The organism is Bradyrhizobium sp. HKCCYLS2038 (assembly GCF_051167655.1).
Classification (GTDB): domain Bacteria; phylum Pseudomonadota; class Alphaproteobacteria; order Rhizobiales; family Xanthobacteraceae; genus Bradyrhizobium.
The window spans coordinates 198,110-217,727 of record NZ_JBNPTM010000001.1 but is presented as its reverse complement, the minus strand read 5'-3'; the positions used below and the strand labels follow the sequence as shown (position 1 = coordinate 217,727).

Sequence of the window (19,618 nt, the reverse complement as noted above, 5' to 3'; positions counted from 1 at the left end):
CGGATGAGAGAGTTCTGGCCCCGCCTCGCCATTTCGACGGTCACGGCGGTCGTCCTCCTGACATCGCTGCCGGCGCGCGCGGCGGACGTTCAGATCGAACTGTGGGACGGCCAGCGCGCGATGGCCGTCATCGCCGATCTGCTGCAGTTCACGCCGCGGTCGATGGGCGAGCCCGGCCACCAGAAGACCATCGACTACATCAAGGCGGCGATGGCCAAGAGCGCGGCCGATGCCGTGCTGACGCAGAGCTTCACCGCCAAGGGCGACGACGGCAAGGCGATCCCGCTCACCAACATCATCGCCCGCTTCCAGGTGCAGAACCCGAGCCGTGTCATCGTCGCCACGCATTACGACAGCATCATCAAGGCCTATCGCGACGCCAAATCGCCGGATGCCCCGATGCCCGGCGCCAACAATTCGGCCTCCGCCGTGGCGCTGCTGCTGGAGACCGCGCGTGTGCTGTCACTGTCGCCGAAGCCGGACATCGGCATCGACTTCATCTTCTTCGACGGCGAGGAGGGGCCGAAATCGCTCGGCGCCGGCGATCCGACCTGGCACGCGCTCGGCTCGCCGCATTTCGCCGCGCACCTGAAGGACTATTATCCGACGCGCAAGCCGGAGAAGGCGGTCGATTTCGACATGGTCTGCGACAAGGACCTCAAGCTGCAGCCGGAGCCGTCGTCACTGCATTCGGCGCTGCCGGAAGTGAAGAAGTTCTGGAGCATCGGCAGCCGCATCGCACCGCAGGCGTTCTCGCCGGAGCCGACGTCCTACCCGATCAGCGACGACCACAGCGCCCTGCAGCAGGCCGGCATTCCGAGCTTCCTGGTGATCGATTTCGACTACGAGCCGTATTTCAACACCACGCAGGACACGATCGAGCAGTGCTCGGCCTCGAGCCTCGAAAGCGTCGGCCGCACCTTGCTGCGCTATCTCTACACGCCCTGAGCGGCGCGCCCCTGGGCGGCGCAGGCCGCGCGGATCGCGGCGGCGAGACCGTGCGGGTCGTCGGTGCCGATGCGGCGCAGCCCAGTACTGACGACGCGGAGCTCGACGGCGTCCAGCCCCGAGACGGTGTAGAAGCGGATCCCAGCGACGATGCCGACGCCGAGCCCGTGCCACCAGCGGTTACGCACCACGGCGATCCCGGTAATCGCGTCGAGCCCGACGCGATAGCGCCACAGCCCCGGGCCGAAGTACCAGCACAGCTCGCCGTCGGCGATTTCGACCGTGAGCGACGAGAACAGCAGCGCAATGACGAGCTCGGTCGCCAGCAGGCAGGCTGCAGTCAAACCGTGGCCGGCATTCCACAACAGCACACCGCCAACGGCGCCCGAGCCGAGACACGTCGCGATCGCGACGAGGCCCCACTGCCTGTGACGGTACCGCACGGCCATCTCCCCCAAAAGCTGGCGGAGGAATATAGCGTGCAGTGAGACGAAGTCTCGCGCTTTACGCGAACCGGCGGTGGAGATCCGGGCTGCAGCCGCCAATTCCGCTCAGGCCATCTCCGGGACGCGCGGCTGCGGCGCTTCGACAGGGTTTGACGGCCGCGACAGCAGGCCGGGCACCAGCGCCTCGGCCGCCTCCGCGCCCGAGATGACCACCGCCTCGACACCCGCGCCGGCATTGCCTCCGCCGGCAATGACGAGATTGCGCAGCGGCGCCTTGGCCCCCTTCAGCCGCGCCGACCGCGCCACGCCATAGATCGAGCCGGCGCTGGCGAGGTCATAGCGCGCATAGGTCACCGGGCTAGCGTCGGTGCGATACACGATGTGCTGCGACAGGCCGGGAATGATGGTTTCGGCGGCGGCGACCATGGCATCGCCGAGCGCGAGCTTGCGGGCCTCGTAGTCCGGCGAGCGGCGCCACGCCTTCCAATCGTCGCCGCCGTCATTGGGAAACCAGGCCTTCGCCTCCTCATGCGTCACAAGCGTGATGATCGTCATCGTCGCATGTCCCTCGGGCGCCGCCGACGGATCGAGCTTGGACATCACGGCAAGGCCTATGCCCATCGGGGTGTCGAGATGGGTGGCCGGAGCGACGTCCGGCACGATGTCGAGCCCGAGATGCACCGAGAAGCACGAATTGGCCGGCGCGATCGCAGCGGCGCGTTCGCGAAATGCGGCGGGCAGATCGCCTGATGTCAGCAACTCGGTGAAGGTGCGACCGAGATCAGCATTGGAGACGACGGCCCCGGCGCGGATGGTGCGGCCGTTGCCGAGCATGACGCCGGCCGCGCGGCCCTGCTCCACCAGGATGCGCGTGACCTTCGACTTCAGCTGCACCTCGCCGCCGCGCGCGACGATCGCATCGGTGAGCACGTCGGCGAGCTGGCCGGATCCTCCGACCGGATAGAAGCCGCCCTTGAAGTAGTAGCCGAAGATTGGGACCATCTGCGCGCAGCTCAGCCGCTCGCTCCCGTCACCGAGATAGCCGGACAGCGCATTCAGCGTGGCGATCAACGCCGGATCGGAGACGTGGGCGGCGACCAGTTCGTCGAACGGCCGGTTCATCCAGCGGTAGGCCTGCGGATGCTTGCGCGGGAAGGCCAGCATGTCCTCGATCGATTGCGGCATGCCGGGAATGCCGCTGCGGCCCTGGCCGGTCGCATACATGCTCTCGAAGATCGCGTGGATCGTATCGAACAGCTTGACGAGGCCGTCCGCGCTGGCTGGAAACATCTCGCACAGCAGCTGCACATAGGCACGCCAGTCTTCGGGCACGTCGATGCGCCGGCCCGCCAGGTGATAGGAATGGTTGACGCGCTTCCACACGATGCGATCGGCGACGCCGAGCCGCCGCAGCACGCCGTCGACCGGACCGCCGGGCCAGACGCCGGAGAAATCATGCGGACCGGCATCGAAGCGGTACAGCACCGGCTTGTTGTCGTGATGCGCCTTGCGCAGATAGCTGTGGCAGTAGCCGCCGGGCACGACGTGGTGATCGAACACCTTCACCTTGAGGCCGGCATCGGCCAGCAAGGCGGCTGCGGTCAGGCCGCCGATCCCGGCGCCGACGATGGCGACATCGCAATCACGCCCGGCGCCGCCGGAGAATGCCGGCGCCGGCCAATGATGCTCCTCGCGCGACTCGCGCATCCGGCGCAGCGCCTGGCGGATCGCGAGCCGCGGGCCGAAGATCGAGATCAGCGCACCGAAAACCACGATCGCGGTCGTGATCCAGGAGGCCACGCCAGCCCAGCGGCACAGCCCGAGCACGAGAAACAGCACGCCCCATAGTCCGGTCATCAGCATGTTGATCAGATGAAACTGCGGCGTCGCGGCGTTGTCGGCGTAGCTGGCGCGGGCATAATCCGATGTCCAGGGCCGGCCGACCGCGAGCGAGGCGAGGCTGATGACGCCGAGCGCCGCGAAGGACAGCCACAGCGCATTCGCAGCCGTCCAATTCGGCGCGACGTCGTTGGCGATCGCCAGCAACACGAACAGTGCGAGGCTGCCGAGCTCGAGCAATGCGAGCTCCCGCCGTGTTGCGCGCCAGAGATTGCCGGCGAGAGAGAGCGCGAGAGCGGACCAGACCGCCCAGCTCGGCTGCTGAGCGCCGAGCAGAGCCCAGATGACAATGAAGGGCAGCAGCGCGAGCTTCACGGTGAGGAATACTTTCATACCTGCATCTCCTCTGCGCGACCGCAGATCATCTTTCCAATGTCAAGATGAGCTTAGGAGCGCAGTCAGGTACCCGTCAAGCGCTATCTTTCCATCGTCAAGATTAGATTCATCAACCAAGGCGGGATGAATCCGGGAGAACGGCGGACGGCATCGTTCCGGCGCCACAGCCCGGCGGTATTCCGGCCCGACCGGACCTTCGATCGGCGCCCGACTGTGGCAACAAGATCACGGAATGCGGGCCCGCCACGAAGATGGCCGCATTTCGCGCAGCATCCGAGAGACACCTCGCCGCAAAATGGCGACAATCTCCCGTCATCTGAGGCAGGAGACGTCGAGGAAGCCGTACGTGTACCCACCCCGCCTGCCAGTATTGGTGTTTGCCGCGCTCACTTGCTTGCCCGCGATTCAACCTCAACGCGTGCACGCGGAGTGGTGGAGCCGAGCACCGACGGATTTCGAGGAATGCGCCGACGCCGCCGAGAAATCGGCGACCAAGGAAGAGAAGACGGCGGCGCTCGCTCAATGCAATGCGAAATTTGCCGGCAGGCGGAAGCCCGGCGGCGGCTACGCCTATTACGACTTCATGCAAGATCGCAGCTTCGACATCGCCGGCCCCAATCCGACGCCGGACGAGCAGAAGTTCATCGACCAGCAATACACGCAATATCTCGAGCGGCAGCGCCACGCCAATATGAGCTCGGCGATGATGACGCGACCGCAGCCGCAGGACCTGCAGCGCGCGTCGTTGAAAGATCTCAACGTCCGCGCCGCGATCGAGCCGCCGAAGCCGACGGTTCCGGCCTTGCCGCCGCAGCGGCCCGTCAAGCCGCCCGCGGCGGCCCAGGCTGCGATGGCGCCAGTGGGAACCGCGGTTGCGCCAGCCGGAACGCCGGAGGCGCGGGCCCGCGCCAAGGCCGCGCAATGCGCCAAGGGTGTCGTCCGGGATTCGTTCTCGTGCAATTTCCCGGTGCTGTCGGAGAAGCTCGACGAGCTGAAGAAGATGCTCGCCGGTCCGGGTCAGAGCCAGGCACAGGGACAACTCGCGACGGCCCCGAAGGCGCCCAAACGGGCCGACATCCGCAACTGACGCACGCGCCGCTCAGGCCGCGCTTTCGTTCAGCCCCCGCTCATCATCACCGCGCAACATTGCCGCGGCGGGCCGTTGTGCCGCGCCGGCTTGTAACGGTGCGGACGACTGCCTAGTTTTGTCGCCGTGGGGCGCAGGAGGCAGTCCATGGGTCTACTCGACATTCTCAACGGCATGCAGAACGGCCCGCACGGGCCGTCGCATCCCAGCACCAAGGACAACGGCGGCATGTCGCCGATGACCATGGCCATTCTGGCGCTGCTGGCGTGGAAGGCCGTGAAACACTTCTCGCAGGGCGGCCAGCAGCCGAATGCAGCGCCGGCGCCCGTTCCACCGCCGACGCCGCACAGCCAGCCGAGCGGACCGCTCGGCGGCGCGCCTGGCGGCCCACTTGGCGGCGCCCTCGGCGGCGGACTTGGCAACATCTTGGCCGGCGGCCTCGGCGGACTGCTCGCAGGCGGCGCGGCCGGCAGCGTGCTGTCCGGTGGCCTCGGTGATCTGCTGCGGCAGTTCCAGCAGAGCGGCCACGGCGACGCCGCGAACACGTGGGTCAGCCCCGGACAGAACAAGCCGATCTCGCCCGGCGACCTCGCCAATGCGCTCGGTGCCGACCAGCTCGATCAGCTCACCGCGCAGAGCGGGCTATCGCGCGACGAGCTGCTGAACGGCCTCAGCCAATACCTGCCGAAGGTGATCGATCAGCTGACGCCGGACGGGCGGCTGCCGACCGAGCACGAACTGGCCGGCCGGCTCTGACGATCTTCGATGCGTGGACGCGAAGGACGATAATCATGCTGCACATTCTGATCGTCGGGCTGGTCGCCGGCTTCCTCGCACGGCTGATTTCGCCAGGGCCCAACAATCCCTCAGGATTCATCCTGACCATCGTGCTGGGCGTCGTCGGCGCGTTCCTCGCGACCGCGGTCGGACAGGCCATCGGACACTACAGCCCTAGCGAAGGCGCGGGCTACGTGACCGCGACTCTCGGCGCCGTGGTCGTCTTGTTCATCTGGAACAGGCTGGTGGCCTCAGGCACCATTCGCGACTTCAACCGCTAGCCGCCACTCCCTTCATTGGAAGCGAAACAACGCAATCCAGAGTCCCTGCTGGGCCCCTGGATTGCTTCGCTGCGCTCGCAATGACGTGGAGGAAGAATGCGCGCGCAAATGACACGGCCGCCGCAGAGACAAAGGACCGCTGCGCCACCGGGGACAGTCGCTCACCCCTGCTGGCAATAGGCTTCACAGCTGCCAACCCCGTCATTGCGAGCGCAGCGAAGCAATCCAGGGCCAAGTGAAAGGTCTGCATTGCGTCACCGCGCACAACGACGATCTCACCCCAGGAGATGCATCCCCGCATCCATGCGCACGACCTCGCCGGTCATCTGTCCGGAGGCGGGGCTGGCCAGGAACGTGACCAGTTGCGCGATGTCCTCGGCCGATGACGCCGTCCGCAACGGCACCCGCGCCACCACGGCGTCGCGCACCTGCTTGGCGCCGGCCTCGCCGCGCCCCTTGGTGAACCACGGCGTATCGATATAGCCGGGGCACACCGTGTTGACGCGGATCGACGGCGCCAGCGCGCGCGACAACGACAAGGTCATGGTGTTGAGCGCGCCCTTGCTCGCGGCATAGGCGACCGAGGAGCCGACGCCGCTGATGCCGGCGACCGACGACACGTTGACGACCGCCGAGGCGCGCCCGCTCTGCTTGGCGGCAGCTTCGAGCAGCGACCGCGCCGCGCGCACCATCTGGAACGGGCCGATGGTGTTGACCGCGAAGATGCGCTGAAAATCTTCCGCCGACAGTCCGTCGAGCTGATCATGCGGGACGTGCTTGGTGGTGCCGGCATTGTTGACGAGCGCGTCGATCCGGCCCCACGGCGCGGCCGCGGCGACGATGGTCTTGCAATCCTCGTCACGCGACACATCGCCCTGGACGACGACGACCTCGACGCCTGCCTTGCGGCAGAGATCCGCGGTCTGCTCGGCTTCCGTCTTGCTGTTGGAGTAGTTTACGACAATGCGCATGCCGGCTTTGGCCAGCAGCTCCGCGGTCGCAGCACCGAGGCCGGAGGCCGAACCCGTCACGATCGCGCACAGACCTTCCATCGCCATTTTCGCCTTCCTTGGTTTGCCGGCTTGTCGTTCTCTGATCCCTGCTTCTTAGCCAAGATCACGGCGTCTGCAAAATCAGGCCAATCTCCGCGCTGCGGAAATCGCTGCAGCCCATGCGGGGAACGGGCGGGGCCCTGCGGGCCGCGGCGCTTGTCAGGACCTTGGCGAGCGCTCATCATGGCCAAAAGCATCGCCGGTGCGCTTCGCTATCGTCGCGCGCCGAGACGGGCGATCTGGGAAGGGCGAGGAGCGCTGTGGCGGAAGCTGAGAACATCGTGGTTGCGACCGCGGAGAAGATCTTCGCCGATCTCGCCGACCCGCAGACGATCAATCACGACAAGGACGGACGCTGGACGGCGCCGCTGTGGCAGGCGCTGAGCGAGGCCGGACTGCCGCTGGCCTGGGTGGCCGAAGAGCTCGGCGGCGCCGGCACCGATCTCGCCGACGGCTTTGCCATCATCCATGCCGCCGGCCGCTTCGCGCTCGCAGTCCCCCTCGCCGAGACGCTGCTCGCCGGCTGGCTGCTGCAGCAGGGCGGCATTGCCGCGCCCGCGGGTGCCATGACGGTCGCACCGGCAAATCCCAGGGACGTCATCACGCTGAACGCCGACGGCACATTGTCCGGCCGCGCGCGCGGCGTGCCGTTCGCCAAGGCCGCAGAGCACGTCGCCGTGGTCGCGCAGGGACGCGACGGCGCAGCGATCGCGCTGGTCGAGACGGCGCAGCTGCGCATCGCGGCGGGGCTCAATCTCGCCGGCGATCCAAGCGACACGGTGACCTTCGACAACGTCACGCCCTCGGCGTGCCGCCCTGCCCCGGTCGGAATAGATGTCACGACCTTGATGCTGATGGGCGGCGTCGCGCGCGGCCTGCAGATCGCCGGCGCGCTCGACCGGTTGCTGACGATCAGCGTCAATTATGCTGGCGAGCGCGTCGCCTTCGAGAAGCCGATCGGAAAATTCCAGGCGGTGCAGCACAATCTCGCGCGGCTCGCCGGCGAGAGCGCCGCAGCCAGCGCCGCCGCGACCTCGGCCGCCGACGCGATCGCCCGCGCGAGCGCATTCGACGATGCGGTGTTTCTCGAAGCCGTCTCGGCCAAGATCCGCTGCGCCGAGGCTGCCGAAAAGGGCGCTGCGATCGCGCATCAGGTGCATGGCGCGATCGGCTTCACCACCGAGCACATTCTGCACCGCTTCTCGCTGCGAGCGCTCGCCTGGCGCGACGATTTCGGCTCCGAGAGCCATTGGGCCGTCGCGCTCGGCCAGCGCGTCGCCGCCCGCGGCGCCGACGAACTCTGGCCCCTGGTCGCCTCGCGGTGAAACGAAACGAGAAGGATAGCCAATGACCGCGCTCCGTTTCGATCCGATCCGCCTGCCCAGGGAATGCGAAGAGCTGCGCAAGGAGGTGCGCGCCTTTCTCGCTGAGGAGATCGCGGCCGGGACCTTCAATCCGTTCCAGCCCAAGCGCGAGGATGCGGATGCGCGCGAGTTCTCGCGACGCGTCGGCGAGCGCGGCTGGCTCGGCATGACCTGGCCGAAAAAATATGGCGGCCACGAGCGCTCGTTCCTGGAGCGCTATGTCGTCACCGAGGAGATGCGCGTCGCCAACGCGCCCACCCGGCGCTTCTTCGTCGCCGACCGGCAGAGCGGGCCGATCCTGCTGCGCTACGCGCCCGAGCACATCAAGATGGACATCCTGCCGCGCATCTGCCGCGGCGAGCTGTGCTTCGCGATCGGCATGAGCGAGCCGAATTCGGGTTCGGACCTGTTTGCGGCCAAGACCCGCGCGACGAAGACCGAGGGTGGCTGGCTGATCAACGGCTCAAAGATCTGGACCACCTCGGCGCATATGGCCGACTACATGATCGCGATCTTCCGCACCTCGCCGTCGACCAAGGAGAACCGGCGTCACGGGCTGACGCAGTTCCTCGTGAACATGAAGTCGCCGGGCATCAAGGTGAATCCGATTGGCCAGATCACCGGGCAGAAGGAGTTCAACGAGGTGGTCTTCACCGACGCCTTCGTGCCCGACGATCATCAGCTCGGCGAGATCGACGGCGCGTGGAAGCAGGCGACCTCGGAGCTTGCCTATGAGCGGTCGGGGCCGGAGCGGTTTCTCGAGACCTATTACGTGCTGACCGAACTGGTGCGCGCCGTCGGCCCCGAGCCCGACACGCGCAGCGCCGAGGGCATCGGCCGTCTCGTGGCGCAGCTGCACACGATGCGGCGGATGTCGGTGTCGGTCGCCGGCATGCTGCAGGCCGGCAAGGAGCCGGTCGTCGAGGCGTCGATCGTCAAGGACATCGGCACGGTGTGGGAGCAGCAGCTGCCGCATCGCGTCCGCGACCTCGCCGCCTTCGTCGAGGAGGACGCAGGCAATCGCGAGACCTTGGAGAACCAGCTGACCTTCGCAATGCAGACCGCGCCGAAGCTAACCATCCAGGGCGGCACCACCGAAGTCCTCCGCGGCATCATCGCCCGCGGGTTGGGGTTGAGGTGAGACGGCGGCGCTGCGCTTCTGTTTACGATCTTCTGGTTGGACGTGAGCGTTCGATAGGCTTGCTCGGTGCACCCTCTCCCCTTGTGGGAGAGGGTGCCGCAGATGCGAAGCATCGGAGGCGGGTGAGGGGTCTCCATCCGCACGGCCTACTGCCGAGAGAACCCCTCACCCGGCTCGCCGTCGCTTCCGCGCCGGCGATCCACCCTCTCCCACAAGGGGAGAGGGTGCACCGAGCGTGTTGCTGAATGATTCTGCTATTAGGAGACCCCACATGCCCCACTTCCCTGACATCGGTGTCGAGATCCACGGCCATGTCGGCCTGATCGAGATCCGCCGGCCGCCGCTCAATTTCTTCGACATTTCGCTGATCAACCAGATCGCGGATGCGCTCGAAGGCTTCGACCGCGACATCGAGATCCGCGCGTCGGTGCTGGCGGCGCAGGGCAAGGCGTTCTGCGCCGGCGCCAACTTCACCGATCCGGCCCGGCAGGCGCAGGAGGCGGCCGAGGCGAAAGGCGATCCAGCCGACAGTCTCGGGGCGATCAATCATCTCTACATGCAGGCGGTGCGGATCTTCCGCTGCAAGAAGCCGATCGTCGCCGCCGTGCATGGCGCCGCGATCGGCGGCGGATTGGGGTTGGCCGTCTCGGCCGATTTCCGCGTCACCTGTCCGGAGGCGCGCTTCTCGGCCAACTTCACCAAGCTCGGCTTCCATCCCGGCTTCGGATTGACGGTGACGCTGCCCGAGCTGGTCGGCAAGAACAACGCCGAGCTGATGTTCTACACCAGCCGCCGCGTCACCGGCGAGGAGGCGCTCAGAATGGGCCTCGCCAACGAATGCGTGCCGCAGGACCAGGTGCGCACGGTGGCGATGAAGCTCGCCGCCGAGATCGCCGAATGCTCCCCGCTCGGCCTGCTCTCGACCCGCGCCACGATGCGCGCCAACCTCGCCGACCGCGTCATGGCCGCCACCGAGCACGAGCTCGCCGAGCAGACCCGGCTGCGCGCGACGGAGGATTTCAAGGAAGGCGTGAAGGCCACGGAGGAGCGGCGCTTCGCGAACTTCAAGGGCCGGTGAGCGGCTGCAGGTCTCGACTACACACACTTCCCGTGCGGCTGCCCCTCACCCCGATCCTCTCCCCGTGCAGAACGGGGAGAGGGAGCACAGCAGCCGCGCGGCGGCTGTTCGTGTATCTATCAGAACGGAACTATCACTTAGCTTGTTGGGCAATCGCTCTCAGCGCGGGCGCTGCAACCTCTCCCCGCCCTTTGCGGGGAGAGGTCGGATTGCATCGAAGATGCAATCCGGGTGAGGGGCATGGCACATACGTAGCCCAGATCGCGGTCCATCGGACGGGCACGAGACCGCAGCAACGAGACCTGAGACGAACTCACAAACCTCACTTGACCGGTGTAAACCTCACACCACCGATTTCGAAGCCATCGCCCGATGTCGCATAGCCGCGGGCCCGCGCGGCGCCCATGACGCGCGCGACATCTGTCACGCGAAACGTCAAGCCGCTCATCAGCTCGCGCTCGCCGGGTTCGACGCGGATCGCGGCGTTCGGCAGCTTCAGCAGCTGAACACCGTGGCTGTCGATCGACGGCGCGACATCGAGGATGCGTCCCCAATGCGCCGCGAGCGATGCGGGATCTGGGCTCTGCAGCACCACCTCAGTCAGCAGGGTGGTGACGTCGCCGCGGATGGCGCGCGTCCAGTCCGGACCGGCCGGAGGATACGGACCCAGCACGTCGTCGCTGCCATCGGTGTGATTGAGTTCGATGAAGGCGGCGCGGCAGTCGCGCGGATGCAGCTGCACGCCGTGATAGGGCGCATGATCGATCACGTTGGCCGTGCGCACACCCATGGCATTCGCACGAGCGGCGCGACCGTCCGGGTCGTCACAGGAGAAGATGGCCATGTAGCCGCCCTGTCCGCCTGACTTGTCGAGGAAACGGCCCGCCGCGGTGCCGTCGCGCGTCGGCGCCACCACTTCGAGCAGGATCGGTCCGACCGGCAGCAGCGCATTCTCCAGCCCGTATTTGCCGACATGCGGATCGCGGTAGCAGATCTCCAGGCCCATGATGGCGGCGATGTCGGACACGGCCGGCTCGAGACTGCGGGCGACGAGACAGATCTGGCGCAGGTGGAGGTAAGTCATGGCAATCCTCTTTGAATGATCACCTGTTCGCACGAGTCAAAGGCGTAACCATCGTCATGCGAGCGAAGCGACGCAATCCAGAGCTTCACGCGCAGCTCTGGATTGCTTCGTCGCAAGAGCTCCTCGCAATGACGGATCGGACCTACCGTCCCTGAAACACCGGCGCCCGCTTCTCGACGAACGCCTTCGCCGCCTCCCTGTGATCCTCGGTGTCGCTGCAGCGGGAGTGGTGCATCGCCTCGGCGTCGAAGCAGGCTTCGAGCGTCATGCTCTCGGCATTGTTGATGTTGCGCTTGATGTAGCCGAGCGTCACGGTCGGCCCCTGGGCCAGCGACAGCGCCAGCTCGCGCGTGGCGGCTTCGACCTCGGCGTCGGGCACGACCTTCGTCACCATGCCCAGCGCGAGCGCCTCCCGCGCGGTGAGGATCGGCGAGGTCAGATAGAGCTCGCGCGCCTTGGCGCTGCCGAGCAGCTGGGTGAGGAAATAGGTGCCGCCGAAATCGCCGGACAGCCCGACCTTGGCGAAGGCGGTGGTGATCTTGGCGGACTCGCCGGCGACGCGCAGATCACAGGCCAGCGCGATCGACAGGCCGGCGCCGGCTGCCGCGCCGTCGATCTGCGCCACCACGGGCTTCTGCATCAGATGCAGCAGGCGCGACACCTCCATGCGCTCGCGCAGCGAGGTGATCTTGGTCTCGAACGACGGCGCCGTCCTGGCTTCGGCCATCGCCTTGACGTCGCCGCCGACGCAGAACGTGCCGCCCGCGCCCTTCAGCAGTACGGCGCGCACGTCCGGATCGCCGGCGGCCCGCTGCGCGGCCTCGACCAGCCCCTTGGTGAGATCGCCATTGAGCGCGTTGCGCCGCTCCGGCCGGTTCATCGTGATCGTGAGCAGGCCGGATTCGAGATGCTGCAGGACGGTGGTGTTGGTCATGGCCGGCGCTCCGCTGTTGATGTGAGTTTTGGTCATTCCGGGGCGACGCGACAGCGTCGAACCCGGAATCCGAGACGAGGACTCAGGTCGAGGTTCCCGGTTCAACGCTACGCGTTGACCCGGAACAACCGACGTTCTGGATGAGTCCGCATGTCATATCGTACCAACGGCTGTGGCGGTCGTTACTTCTTCACCAGCGGACAGCGCGACAGCTCCAGCGACTGGAACGCCTCGTTGGCGGGCACGGTCGCCAGCAGCTTGTAGTCGTCGGACTTGCCTTTCGACTCCGACGGCTTCTTGACCTCGAACAGATACATGTCGTGCACCATGCGGCCATCCTCGCGGATGCGGCCGTTCTTGGCGAACATGTCGTTGATCGGGGTCGCCTTCATCAGCTTCATCACGGCGTCCGGGTCGGTGGTGCCTGCGGCCTTCACCGCCTTGAGATAGTGCGTGACCGACGAGTAGACGCCGGCCTGCGCCGAGGTCGGGACGCGCTTGGTGCGCTCCATGAAACGCTTGGTGAAGGCGCGGGTGTCGTCGTTGAGATCCCAGTAGAACGCCTCTGCGACCAGCAGGCCCTGCGCCGTCTCCAGCCCGACGCTGTCGATGTCGGACACGAAGGCGAGCAGCGGCGACAGCTTCTGGCCGCCCTTGGTGATGCCGAACTCGGCGGCCTGCTTGATCGCGTTGATGGTATCGCCGCCGGCATTGGCGAGGCCGATCACCCTGGCCTTGGAGGCCTGCGCCTGCAGCAGGAAGGACGAGAAGTCCGAGGTGTTGAGCGGGTGCCGGACGCTGCCGACCACCTTGCCGCCCGACTTCACCACGACGGCGCTGGTGTCCTTCTCGAGATCCTGGCCGAAGGCGTAGTCGGCGGTGAGGAAGAACCAGCTGTCGAGGCCGGATTTCACTGCGGCGAGGCCAGTGACGTTGGCCTGCCCGAACGTGTCGAACACATAATGCACGGTGTAGGGGCCGCAGGCCTCGTTCGAGAGCCTGACCGAACCCGGGCCGTTGAAGATGATGATCTTGTTGCGCGCCTTGGCGATCTCGCCGGCGGCGAGCGCGGTAGCGGAGGCCGCGACATCCCAGATCATCTCGACGCCCTGGTTGTCGAGCATGTCGCGGGCGATGTTGGCGGCGAGATCGGCCTTGTTGAGATGATCGGCCGCGAGCACCTCGATCTTGCGTCCCAGCACCTCGCCGCCGAAATCCTCCACCGCCATCTTCGCCGCGGTCTCGCTGCCGACGCCGGTGATGTCGGCGTAGAGGCTCGACATGTCGAGAATGCCGCCGATCTTCAGCGGCTTGCTCTGCGCGTGAGCCGCGCCCGCGGACAATGTCAGCGCCGATGCCAGCATGAACAGCGACGCCGCCGCGCCGCGCATGATTGTGCTCATCGATCTCCTCCCTGCAGGGCGCGCGCTGCATGGCGGCGGCCTCGTTGATAGTTGGCATCATGGCGCACGACCGCGGATGCGGCAAGCGCCCAACAAAGCACCAATACGCCGCTGTTTTCCGCTCAATGGAACGGATATTTCGTGCGACGATGCGGCATGGCGCGTGCACACAACTTCACCTGCAGATGCTGGTTCACCGGAGCCATGCTGATCGCAACACTCGCGGCGGCATCGACGAGCCGTGCCGCACCGTGTGCGTTCGCAGAGCTCGGCGACGGGCATGTGAGCGACGTCGTCGACCCGCGCAGCCTCAGGCTCAGCGACGGCCGCGAGATCAGGCTCGCCGGCATCGAGGTCCCGCCATCCGAAGAGCGCGCAACCGCGACGGACACGCTGCGCGCCGTGCTGGGTGACCGCGACGTCATGCTGCGCGGCGAGGACGACGCACCCGACCGCTACGGCCGGCAGCGGGCGTTCGCGTTCCTGCCCGGTGCCGACTTGCCGGTGCAGGCCGAACTGCTCCGGCAGGGCGCCGTGCTGCGCGGCATCGACGTGCCGGACCGGGATTGCGCCGCCAGCCTGGATGCGGCCGAAGCGGAGGCGCGCGCTGGCGGACGCGGTGTCTGGAAGATTGGGACCGTCATAAAAAACGCCGAAAGTCCAGACGATATTTTGGCTCGCACAGGGCTATTTACGGTTGTCGAAGGGAAGGTGTTGTCCGTACGACAGACAGGGACAACAACTTATCTGAACTTCGCTCGTAACTGGACACGGGGCTTCTCGGTGATTATTCCAAAGCGTATGCTGGCGGTATTGGAAGGTGCCGGCATCGATACGAAATCACTTGCGAATCGCCGAGTTCGAGTGCGCGGATGGGTTGAGGCGCAACAAGGCCCGAGACTGGAACTGACGCAGATCGCACAGATCGAGATTTTGGGCGGCAACTGATCCGCGAAGGTACGTGAGTAGCGACGTGAATTTGTCTGTTCGTGCACGCATGAGGATGCTGAGCTGCGGTTCGCGGATCGCACCGGTCTTGCTGTGCGCGGGGCTGGCGCTGGGTGCCTGCAGCGACATGGGCAAGCTGCAGCAGGCGGCCGCGCCGCTGCCGACACCGCGTCCGAAGCCGGCGATGGTGCAGACCACGCCGGCCAGCGATCGCGAGCATGAGCGCATTCTTGCAACCTATGGCGGCGCGTATGAGGATCCACAGCTCGAAGGGTTGATCGGCCGCATCGTCGATCGCCTCGTTGCCGTCTCCGATCGCCCCGATCAGGGCTACAAGGTCACGATCCTGAATTCGGGGGCCGTCAACGCCTTCGCGCTGCCGACCGGCCAGCTCTACGTTACGCGCGGCCTGATCGCGCTCGCCAATGACACGTCGGAGCTGTCCTCGGTGCTGAGCCACGAGATGGCCCACGTGCTGGCGCGCCACGCCGCCATCCGCGAGGACCAGGCCCGCCAGGCCGCCGTGGTGACCCGCGTCGTCTCCGACATGGGCAACAACGATCCGGATCTGACGGCACTCGCGCTCGCCAAGACCAAGCTGACGATGGCGAGCTTCTCGCGCACCCAGGAATTCGAGGCCGACGGCATCGGCGTCGGCATCTCGGCCAAGGCCAAGTTCGATCCCTATGGCGCGGCCCGGTTCCTGTCGTCGATGGAGCGCAATGCCGAACTGAAGGCCGGCAAGGTCGCGATCGATCCGCGGGCGCAGGATTTCCTGTCGTCGCATCCGGCGACCCCAGAGCGGGTGCAGAACGCAGCCGCCATTGCCAAGCAATACGTCTCGGCCGACGCCAAGGAGCATGACCGCGAGAGCTATCTCGCCGCGGTCGACAACATCGTCTACGGCGAGGATCCGAGCGAGGGCTTCGTCCGCGGCCGGCGCTTCCTGCATCCGAAGCTCGGCTTCACCTTCCAGGCGCCGGAGAACTTCTCCCTCGACAACACCGCGCAGGCCGTGATCGGCGTGCGCGAGGGCGGCGCCCAGGCGATGCGCTTCGACGTGGTGCGCGTGTCTCCCCGCCAGACGCTCGGCGACTATCTCAATTCCGGCTGGATGGAGAACGTCGACAAGTCGGCGACCGAGGAGCTGACCATCAACGGCTTCCCGGCGGCCGCGACGACGGCGAGCGGCGATCCCTGGCAGTTCAAGGTCTATGCGCTGCGCGTCGGCAGCGACGTCTACCGCTTCATCTTCGCCTCCCGGCAGAAGACCACCGAGAGCGAGCGCAACGCGCGGGAGACCGTGAACTCTTTCCGCCGGCTCAGCCTGGACGAGATTCAGTCCGCCCGTCCGCTGCGCATCAAGGTGATCACCGTGCAGCCCGGCGACACGGTGGAATCGCTGGCGCACCGCATGTCGGGCGTCGACCGCCCGATCGAGCGCTTCCGCGTCCTCAACGGCCTCGACGCCCGCGCCCAGGTCAAGGTCCGCGACCGCGTCAAGATCGTGGTGGAGTGATCAGCGGCTGAGCGCGCGTCGGCGTGTCGCGCGCCGTGGCAGGCCTTCATGGAAGATGATGGCCGCGCTTCCGGTGCCGCGGCAAAATCGGTTGGCGGTGATGCAGCCACCTGCAAGTCTGTGCGCATGATAGCGCCGTCACCAGCTCCTGATTTGTTTCTGTTGTCCCTGTTCGATCGCGACCAGTGGTGCCCGGTGCTGCAGGCCCGGTTCGCTGTCACCGATCGCCCCCGGCTTTGCGACCTCGTCGGCGCAGCGGACGACAGCGAGCTGGATCAAAGGATCTTCCGCCTCGATGATACAGAGGCACGGAAGCTCTGCGAGGCTTTCGGGATCAGCCTCGACTGGGTCGCCCTCGACTTTCCCGATCGCGAGTTCGTCGTCCATCGGACTCGGTCCATCGAGGAGGCGCCCTATCTGATCCACACCGGCTACGAGCTGCCGCTGCTGCTCGACGGCCGCAAGAAGCTGGCGCGGTTCACCGAAGCCTATCTGCCGATGAGCTTCGAAGGCGAGGAGCGGTTCGACCACTGGGTCGCGGCCGGCCGGCTGCACAAGGAGGTCGAGCTGGAGCCGTTCGGCGATGGACCGACCAAGCGCGGTCATCAGGGCACAAGGGACGTCTACTTCACCACCAAGGGTGAGGAGTGGCGCATTCCGGCGATGAAGCTGGTGTGGGAGGCGGCGTTCAGGGCCCACGGGGGGTGGAACGAGTATTTCGAGCGGCTGGAAGGGATGCTGTTCGGCTACGAGCCTTGGCAGAACGATTGGTGGATCGAGACCGGCATCCGCGGCGGCGGCTTCGGCGGCATGCCGTTTTGCTGCGCCGTGGACAGCCAGGGGCTCGCCTGGATTGAGCAGGCCGGCTGCCGGGCGCTGCCGCCCGTCGCGCAGCCGGAGCTCATCCTGGACGACTACGATCCCGCGCGACCTGTGCCAGACCAGTTGGCCCGACTCGAGCGGACCGATGCCGCAGCCCTCGCAGTCTTCAACGTCGGCTGGCGCGCCCTGGACCTGTGGACCGAACAAGCCGGGCCGCACCGCATGCCAGCGGCGCATATGCCGGAGCTGAACACGCTGCTGCTGCGGCCGATCAGCATCATACGGCTGCAGGCGGAAACGGACAGCGCTTAGCGGGCGGCAGTGCTTTGCGGCGAAGCCCGCCCAGCAAAGACAGTCATCCCGGGCAAGCCTGGCAACGCGCCAGCGTTGCCGGGCGCCGACCCGGGATCCATAACCACAGCAGGAAATGGTGCGACGGGCTGGAGCTCCAGCGCGCTCTCTCGCAGGAGCCGGTGGTTATGGGTCCCCGCTCCGCGTGCGCAATTGCGCACTAGGCGGGGACGACACCGAGATTGCGGAGACACACAGGGTCCCATTGAAAGCACATGCGCGGCGAAGACGAGTGGACGCTGCAACCAAGCCGCGCCGTTCCCAGCGCGTCCAACAAGCGGCTCGTCAAACAAAAAGCCCGACCTTTCGGCCGGGCCTTCGTAAGCAACTAATTGGAAAACGCAGTCACGGTCGATCAGGCGGCCTCGTCGGCCACGGCGGCGTCGTCGCCGTCGATGTCGTCGGCATCACCCTCGGCGTCGGCATCGCCCTCGGCGACCGCATCGGCTTCGGTCTTGGCGCCGCGGCGCGGGCTCTTGGCGAGCTGCGTCTCGATCTCCTTGACGGCCTCGGTCTCGGTCGAGTGCTGCACGACCGCGATCTCGCGCGACAGCCGGTCGAGAGCGGCTTCATAAAGCTGCCGTTCGCTGTAGGACTGCTCCGGCTGCGACTCCGAGCGATACAGGTCGCGCACGACCTCGGCGATCGCGACGATGTCGCCCGAATTGATCTTCGCTTCGTATTCCTGGGCGCGACGCGACCACATCGTGCGCTTGACGCGGGCACGGCCCTTCAGGGTCTCGAGCGCCTTCTTCACCAGCGCCGGGTCGGACAGCTTGCGCATGCCGACATTGGTGACCTTGGCGGTGGGCACGCGCAGCGTCATCTTGTCCTTGATGAAGTTGATGACGAACAGCTCAAGCTTGGCACCCGCGATCTCCTGCTCCTCGATGGCCAGGATCTGGCCGACGCCGTGAGCCGGATAGACGACGAATTCGTTGGTCTTGAAGCCCTGGCGCTGGGTCGGCAGCTTCTTCTCCTCGACGCGCGGCGCAGCAGCGGCAGGCGCGGGAGCGGCGGCCGGCTTGGCAGCGACGGGCGGCTTGGCAGCAACAGGGGCCGCCTTGGCGACAGGGGCAGCCGCGGCAACAGGCGCGGCCGTCTTGGTCACCTTCGGCGCAGCAGCCGGCTTCGCAGCGGTCTTCGCAACAGAGTCCTTGGCAAGAGTGGTCTTAGCGGCGGATGCTTTCGCGGCAGTCTTGGCAGTCTTTTCAGGCATTGCGCTTCTTTTGTTCTTGGTGGACTTGGCAGCCGAAGCCTTCGCGGCAGCCCTAGTCTCCTTTACAGGAGTACGGGCACGGCCCTTGGAAACGCTGCGGCTGGCCGCGGCGGCTTTTTTTGTACTCTTGGAAGCACTCTTTTTACGCGTTTTCTGTGACACAGCCTGCGCGCGGAACTGCCACGCCCCTGTTTGATGTTGCGGAACCTAAAAGGGCGGCCAAAAATATACGCATGGCCGGGTTCGGCTCGAAGAATGTGCCATATATAGCACATTTCCCGCAAAAATCAATGATTTAGAGGGCGCAGGGGCGGGATTGTGACGGATCCGCAAAGTTAGGGTTAAGTGGGATGCGCTTAATTCGAAAAATTTTACGGCCGTCCCGCCGGCCGTAAAATCGTCCTACCTCGTTGTTTGCGCGCTGTGATTCCCACTGGCTGCGATTCGCAGCTGGACGGGGCCTCCGTACCGCCGGTCCGGCTCAGTCGCCGGCGCCGGGCTTGGGCGAGAAAAATTTTTCGAACTTGCCCTGCTCGCCGTCGTGCTCCTTGGCATCGGCCGGCGGGTCCTTCTTCTGGGTGATGTTGGGCCAGGACTTGGCGTATTCGGCGTTGACGCCGAGCCATTTTTCCAGCCCCGGCTCGGTGTCCGGCTTGATGGCGTCGGCCGGGCATTCCGGTTCGCAGACGCCGCAGTCGATGCATTCGTCCGGATGAATCACGAGCATGTTGTCGCCCTCGTAGAAGCAGTCTACCGGGCAGACCTCAACGCAATCGGTGTATTTGCATTTGATGCAGTTTTCGGTGACGACGTAAGTCATCCAGGGCTCCGGAACGGATCGACAAATCGGCTGGCCTGCACTAGCGCAGGACGTGGTGTGCCGCAAGTCAGGCAGGACCAAGAACTGAACCGCGCGCGGCTTCGACACA

At 66.2% G+C, this 19,618-nt stretch carries 18 protein-coding genes; 10 read left to right on the top strand and 8 right to left on the bottom strand.

Annotated elements, in window-relative coordinates:
- The first annotated feature begins 3 nt into the window (after positions 1 to 3).
- Entirely contained in the window at positions 4 to 948 is a 945-nt protein-coding gene (locus ACQR1I_RS00985) for a M28 family peptidase (protein ID WP_434865327.1), read from the top strand.
- Here ACQR1I_RS00985 and ACQR1I_RS00980 read toward each other — a convergent pair.
- Positions 936 to 1,397 carry a hypothetical protein gene (locus ACQR1I_RS00980; RefSeq protein WP_434865326.1) on the bottom strand — a complete coding sequence of 154 codons (462 nt, stop codon included), beginning with the start codon at positions 1,395 to 1,397 and terminating at the stop codon, positions 936 to 938. The genes ACQR1I_RS00985 and ACQR1I_RS00980 overlap by 13 nt on opposite strands.
- 102 nt (positions 1,398 to 1,499) lie before the next feature.
- A complete protein-coding gene (locus ACQR1I_RS00975) occupies positions 1,500 to 3,626 on the bottom strand; it encodes an FAD-dependent oxidoreductase (protein WP_434865325.1) in 2,127 nt (708 codons plus the stop codon).
- 406 nt (positions 3,627 to 4,032) lie between these two features.
- Between ACQR1I_RS00975 and ACQR1I_RS00970 the strand changes: the two genes are divergently transcribed.
- The 3 genes from ACQR1I_RS00970 (at position 4,033) to ACQR1I_RS00960 (ending at position 5,774) form a co-directional block, all read left to right on the top strand.
- Positions 4,033 to 4,716, top strand: a complete 684-nt coding sequence (locus ACQR1I_RS00970; protein ID WP_434865876.1) for a hypothetical protein — start codon at positions 4,033 to 4,035, stop codon at positions 4,714 to 4,716.
- A gap of 147 nt (positions 4,717 to 4,863) precedes the next feature.
- Entirely contained in the window at positions 4,864 to 5,472 is a 609-nt protein-coding gene (locus ACQR1I_RS00965) for a YidB family protein (RefSeq protein ID WP_434865324.1), read from the top strand.
- Between the two features lie 35 nt (positions 5,473 to 5,507).
- The gene (locus ACQR1I_RS00960) at positions 5,508 to 5,774 is read left to right on the top strand and encodes a GlsB/YeaQ/YmgE family stress response membrane protein (protein WP_434865323.1); all 267 of its coding nucleotides are present in this window, start codon (positions 5,508 to 5,510) and stop codon (positions 5,772 to 5,774) included.
- A 275-nt stretch (positions 5,775 to 6,049) separates the two neighbouring features.
- On the opposite strand, the gene ACQR1I_RS00955 is transcribed toward ACQR1I_RS00960, so the two are convergent.
- The gene (locus tag ACQR1I_RS00955) at positions 6,050 to 6,832 is read right to left on the bottom strand and encodes an SDR family NAD(P)-dependent oxidoreductase (protein WP_434865322.1); all 783 of its coding nucleotides are present in this window, start codon (positions 6,830 to 6,832) and stop codon (positions 6,050 to 6,052) included.
- Between the two features lie 254 nt (positions 6,833 to 7,086).
- Here ACQR1I_RS00955 and ACQR1I_RS00950 point away from each other — a divergent pair, with 254 nt between their 5' ends.
- The 3 genes from ACQR1I_RS00950 to ACQR1I_RS00940 all read left to right on the top strand — a co-directional run bounded on the left by ACQR1I_RS00950 (position 7,087) and on the right by ACQR1I_RS00940 (position 10,409).
- Entirely contained in the window at positions 7,087 to 8,151 is a 1,065-nt protein-coding gene (locus tag ACQR1I_RS00950) for an acyl-CoA dehydrogenase family protein (RefSeq protein ID WP_434865321.1), read from the top strand.
- 22 nt (positions 8,152 to 8,173) lie between these two features.
- The gene (locus ACQR1I_RS00945; RefSeq protein ID WP_434865320.1) at positions 8,174 to 9,331 is read left to right on the top strand and encodes an acyl-CoA dehydrogenase family protein; all 1,158 of its coding nucleotides are present in this window, start codon (positions 8,174 to 8,176) and stop codon (positions 9,329 to 9,331) included.
- Between the two features lie 271 nt (positions 9,332 to 9,602).
- Positions 9,603 to 10,409: an enoyl-CoA hydratase/isomerase family protein gene (locus tag ACQR1I_RS00940; protein WP_434865319.1), complete on the top strand. Its 807-nt coding sequence runs from the start codon at positions 9,603 to 9,605 to the stop codon at positions 10,407 to 10,409.
- Positions 10,410 to 10,731: 322 nt separating this feature from the next.
- Here ACQR1I_RS00940 and ACQR1I_RS00935 read toward each other — a convergent pair whose 3' ends face one another.
- The 3 genes from ACQR1I_RS00935 to ACQR1I_RS00925 all read right to left on the bottom strand — a co-directional run bounded on the left by ACQR1I_RS00935 (position 10,732) and on the right by ACQR1I_RS00925 (position 13,791).
- The gene (locus tag ACQR1I_RS00935; protein WP_434865318.1) at positions 10,732 to 11,493 is read right to left on the bottom strand and encodes a VOC family protein; all 762 of its coding nucleotides are present in this window, start codon (positions 11,491 to 11,493) and stop codon (positions 10,732 to 10,734) included.
- A gap of 142 nt (positions 11,494 to 11,635) precedes the next feature.
- Positions 11,636 to 12,427, bottom strand: coding sequence for an enoyl-CoA hydratase (locus ACQR1I_RS00930; protein WP_434865317.1), 792 nt, complete (start codon positions 12,425 to 12,427; stop codon positions 11,636 to 11,638).
- A 182-nt stretch (positions 12,428 to 12,609) separates the two neighbouring features.
- The gene (locus tag ACQR1I_RS00925) at positions 12,610 to 13,791 is read right to left on the bottom strand and encodes an ABC transporter substrate-binding protein (protein ID WP_434865875.1); all 1,182 of its coding nucleotides are present in this window, start codon (positions 13,789 to 13,791) and stop codon (positions 12,610 to 12,612) included.
- A 243-nt stretch (positions 13,792 to 14,034) separates the two neighbouring features.
- On the opposite strand from ACQR1I_RS00925, the gene ACQR1I_RS00920 reads away from it, so the two are divergent.
- The 3 genes from ACQR1I_RS00920 (at position 14,035) to ACQR1I_RS00910 (ending at position 17,431) form a co-directional block, all read left to right on the top strand.
- Positions 14,035 to 14,778, top strand: a complete 744-nt coding sequence (locus ACQR1I_RS00920; protein WP_434865874.1) for a thermonuclease family protein — start codon at positions 14,035 to 14,037, stop codon at positions 14,776 to 14,778.
- Between the two features lie 49 nt (positions 14,779 to 14,827).
- Complete coding sequence (locus ACQR1I_RS00915; RefSeq protein WP_434865316.1) at positions 14,828 to 16,297, top strand: M48 family metalloprotease; 1,470 nt, start codon at positions 14,828 to 14,830, stop codon at positions 16,295 to 16,297.
- Positions 16,298 to 16,459: 162 nt separating this feature from the next.
- Positions 16,460 to 17,431, top strand: coding sequence for a hypothetical protein (locus ACQR1I_RS00910; protein WP_434865315.1), 972 nt, complete (start codon positions 16,460 to 16,462; stop codon positions 17,429 to 17,431).
- A gap of 394 nt (positions 17,432 to 17,825) precedes the next feature.
- On the opposite strand, the gene ACQR1I_RS00905 is transcribed toward ACQR1I_RS00910, so the two are convergent.
- Together ACQR1I_RS00905 and fdxA are read right to left on the bottom strand one after the other, a co-directional pair.
- Positions 17,826 to 18,689 carry a CarD family transcriptional regulator gene (locus ACQR1I_RS00905; RefSeq protein ID WP_434865314.1) on the bottom strand — a complete coding sequence of 288 codons (864 nt, stop codon included), beginning with the start codon at positions 18,687 to 18,689 and terminating at the stop codon, positions 17,826 to 17,828.
- A gap of 481 nt (positions 18,690 to 19,170) precedes the next feature.
- Positions 19,171 to 19,509 (bottom strand): ferredoxin FdxA, encoded by a 339-nt coding sequence (fdxA, locus tag ACQR1I_RS00900; RefSeq protein WP_434865313.1) that lies wholly within the window; start codon positions 19,507 to 19,509, stop codon positions 19,171 to 19,173.
- Positions 19,510 to 19,618 lie beyond the last annotated feature (109 nt).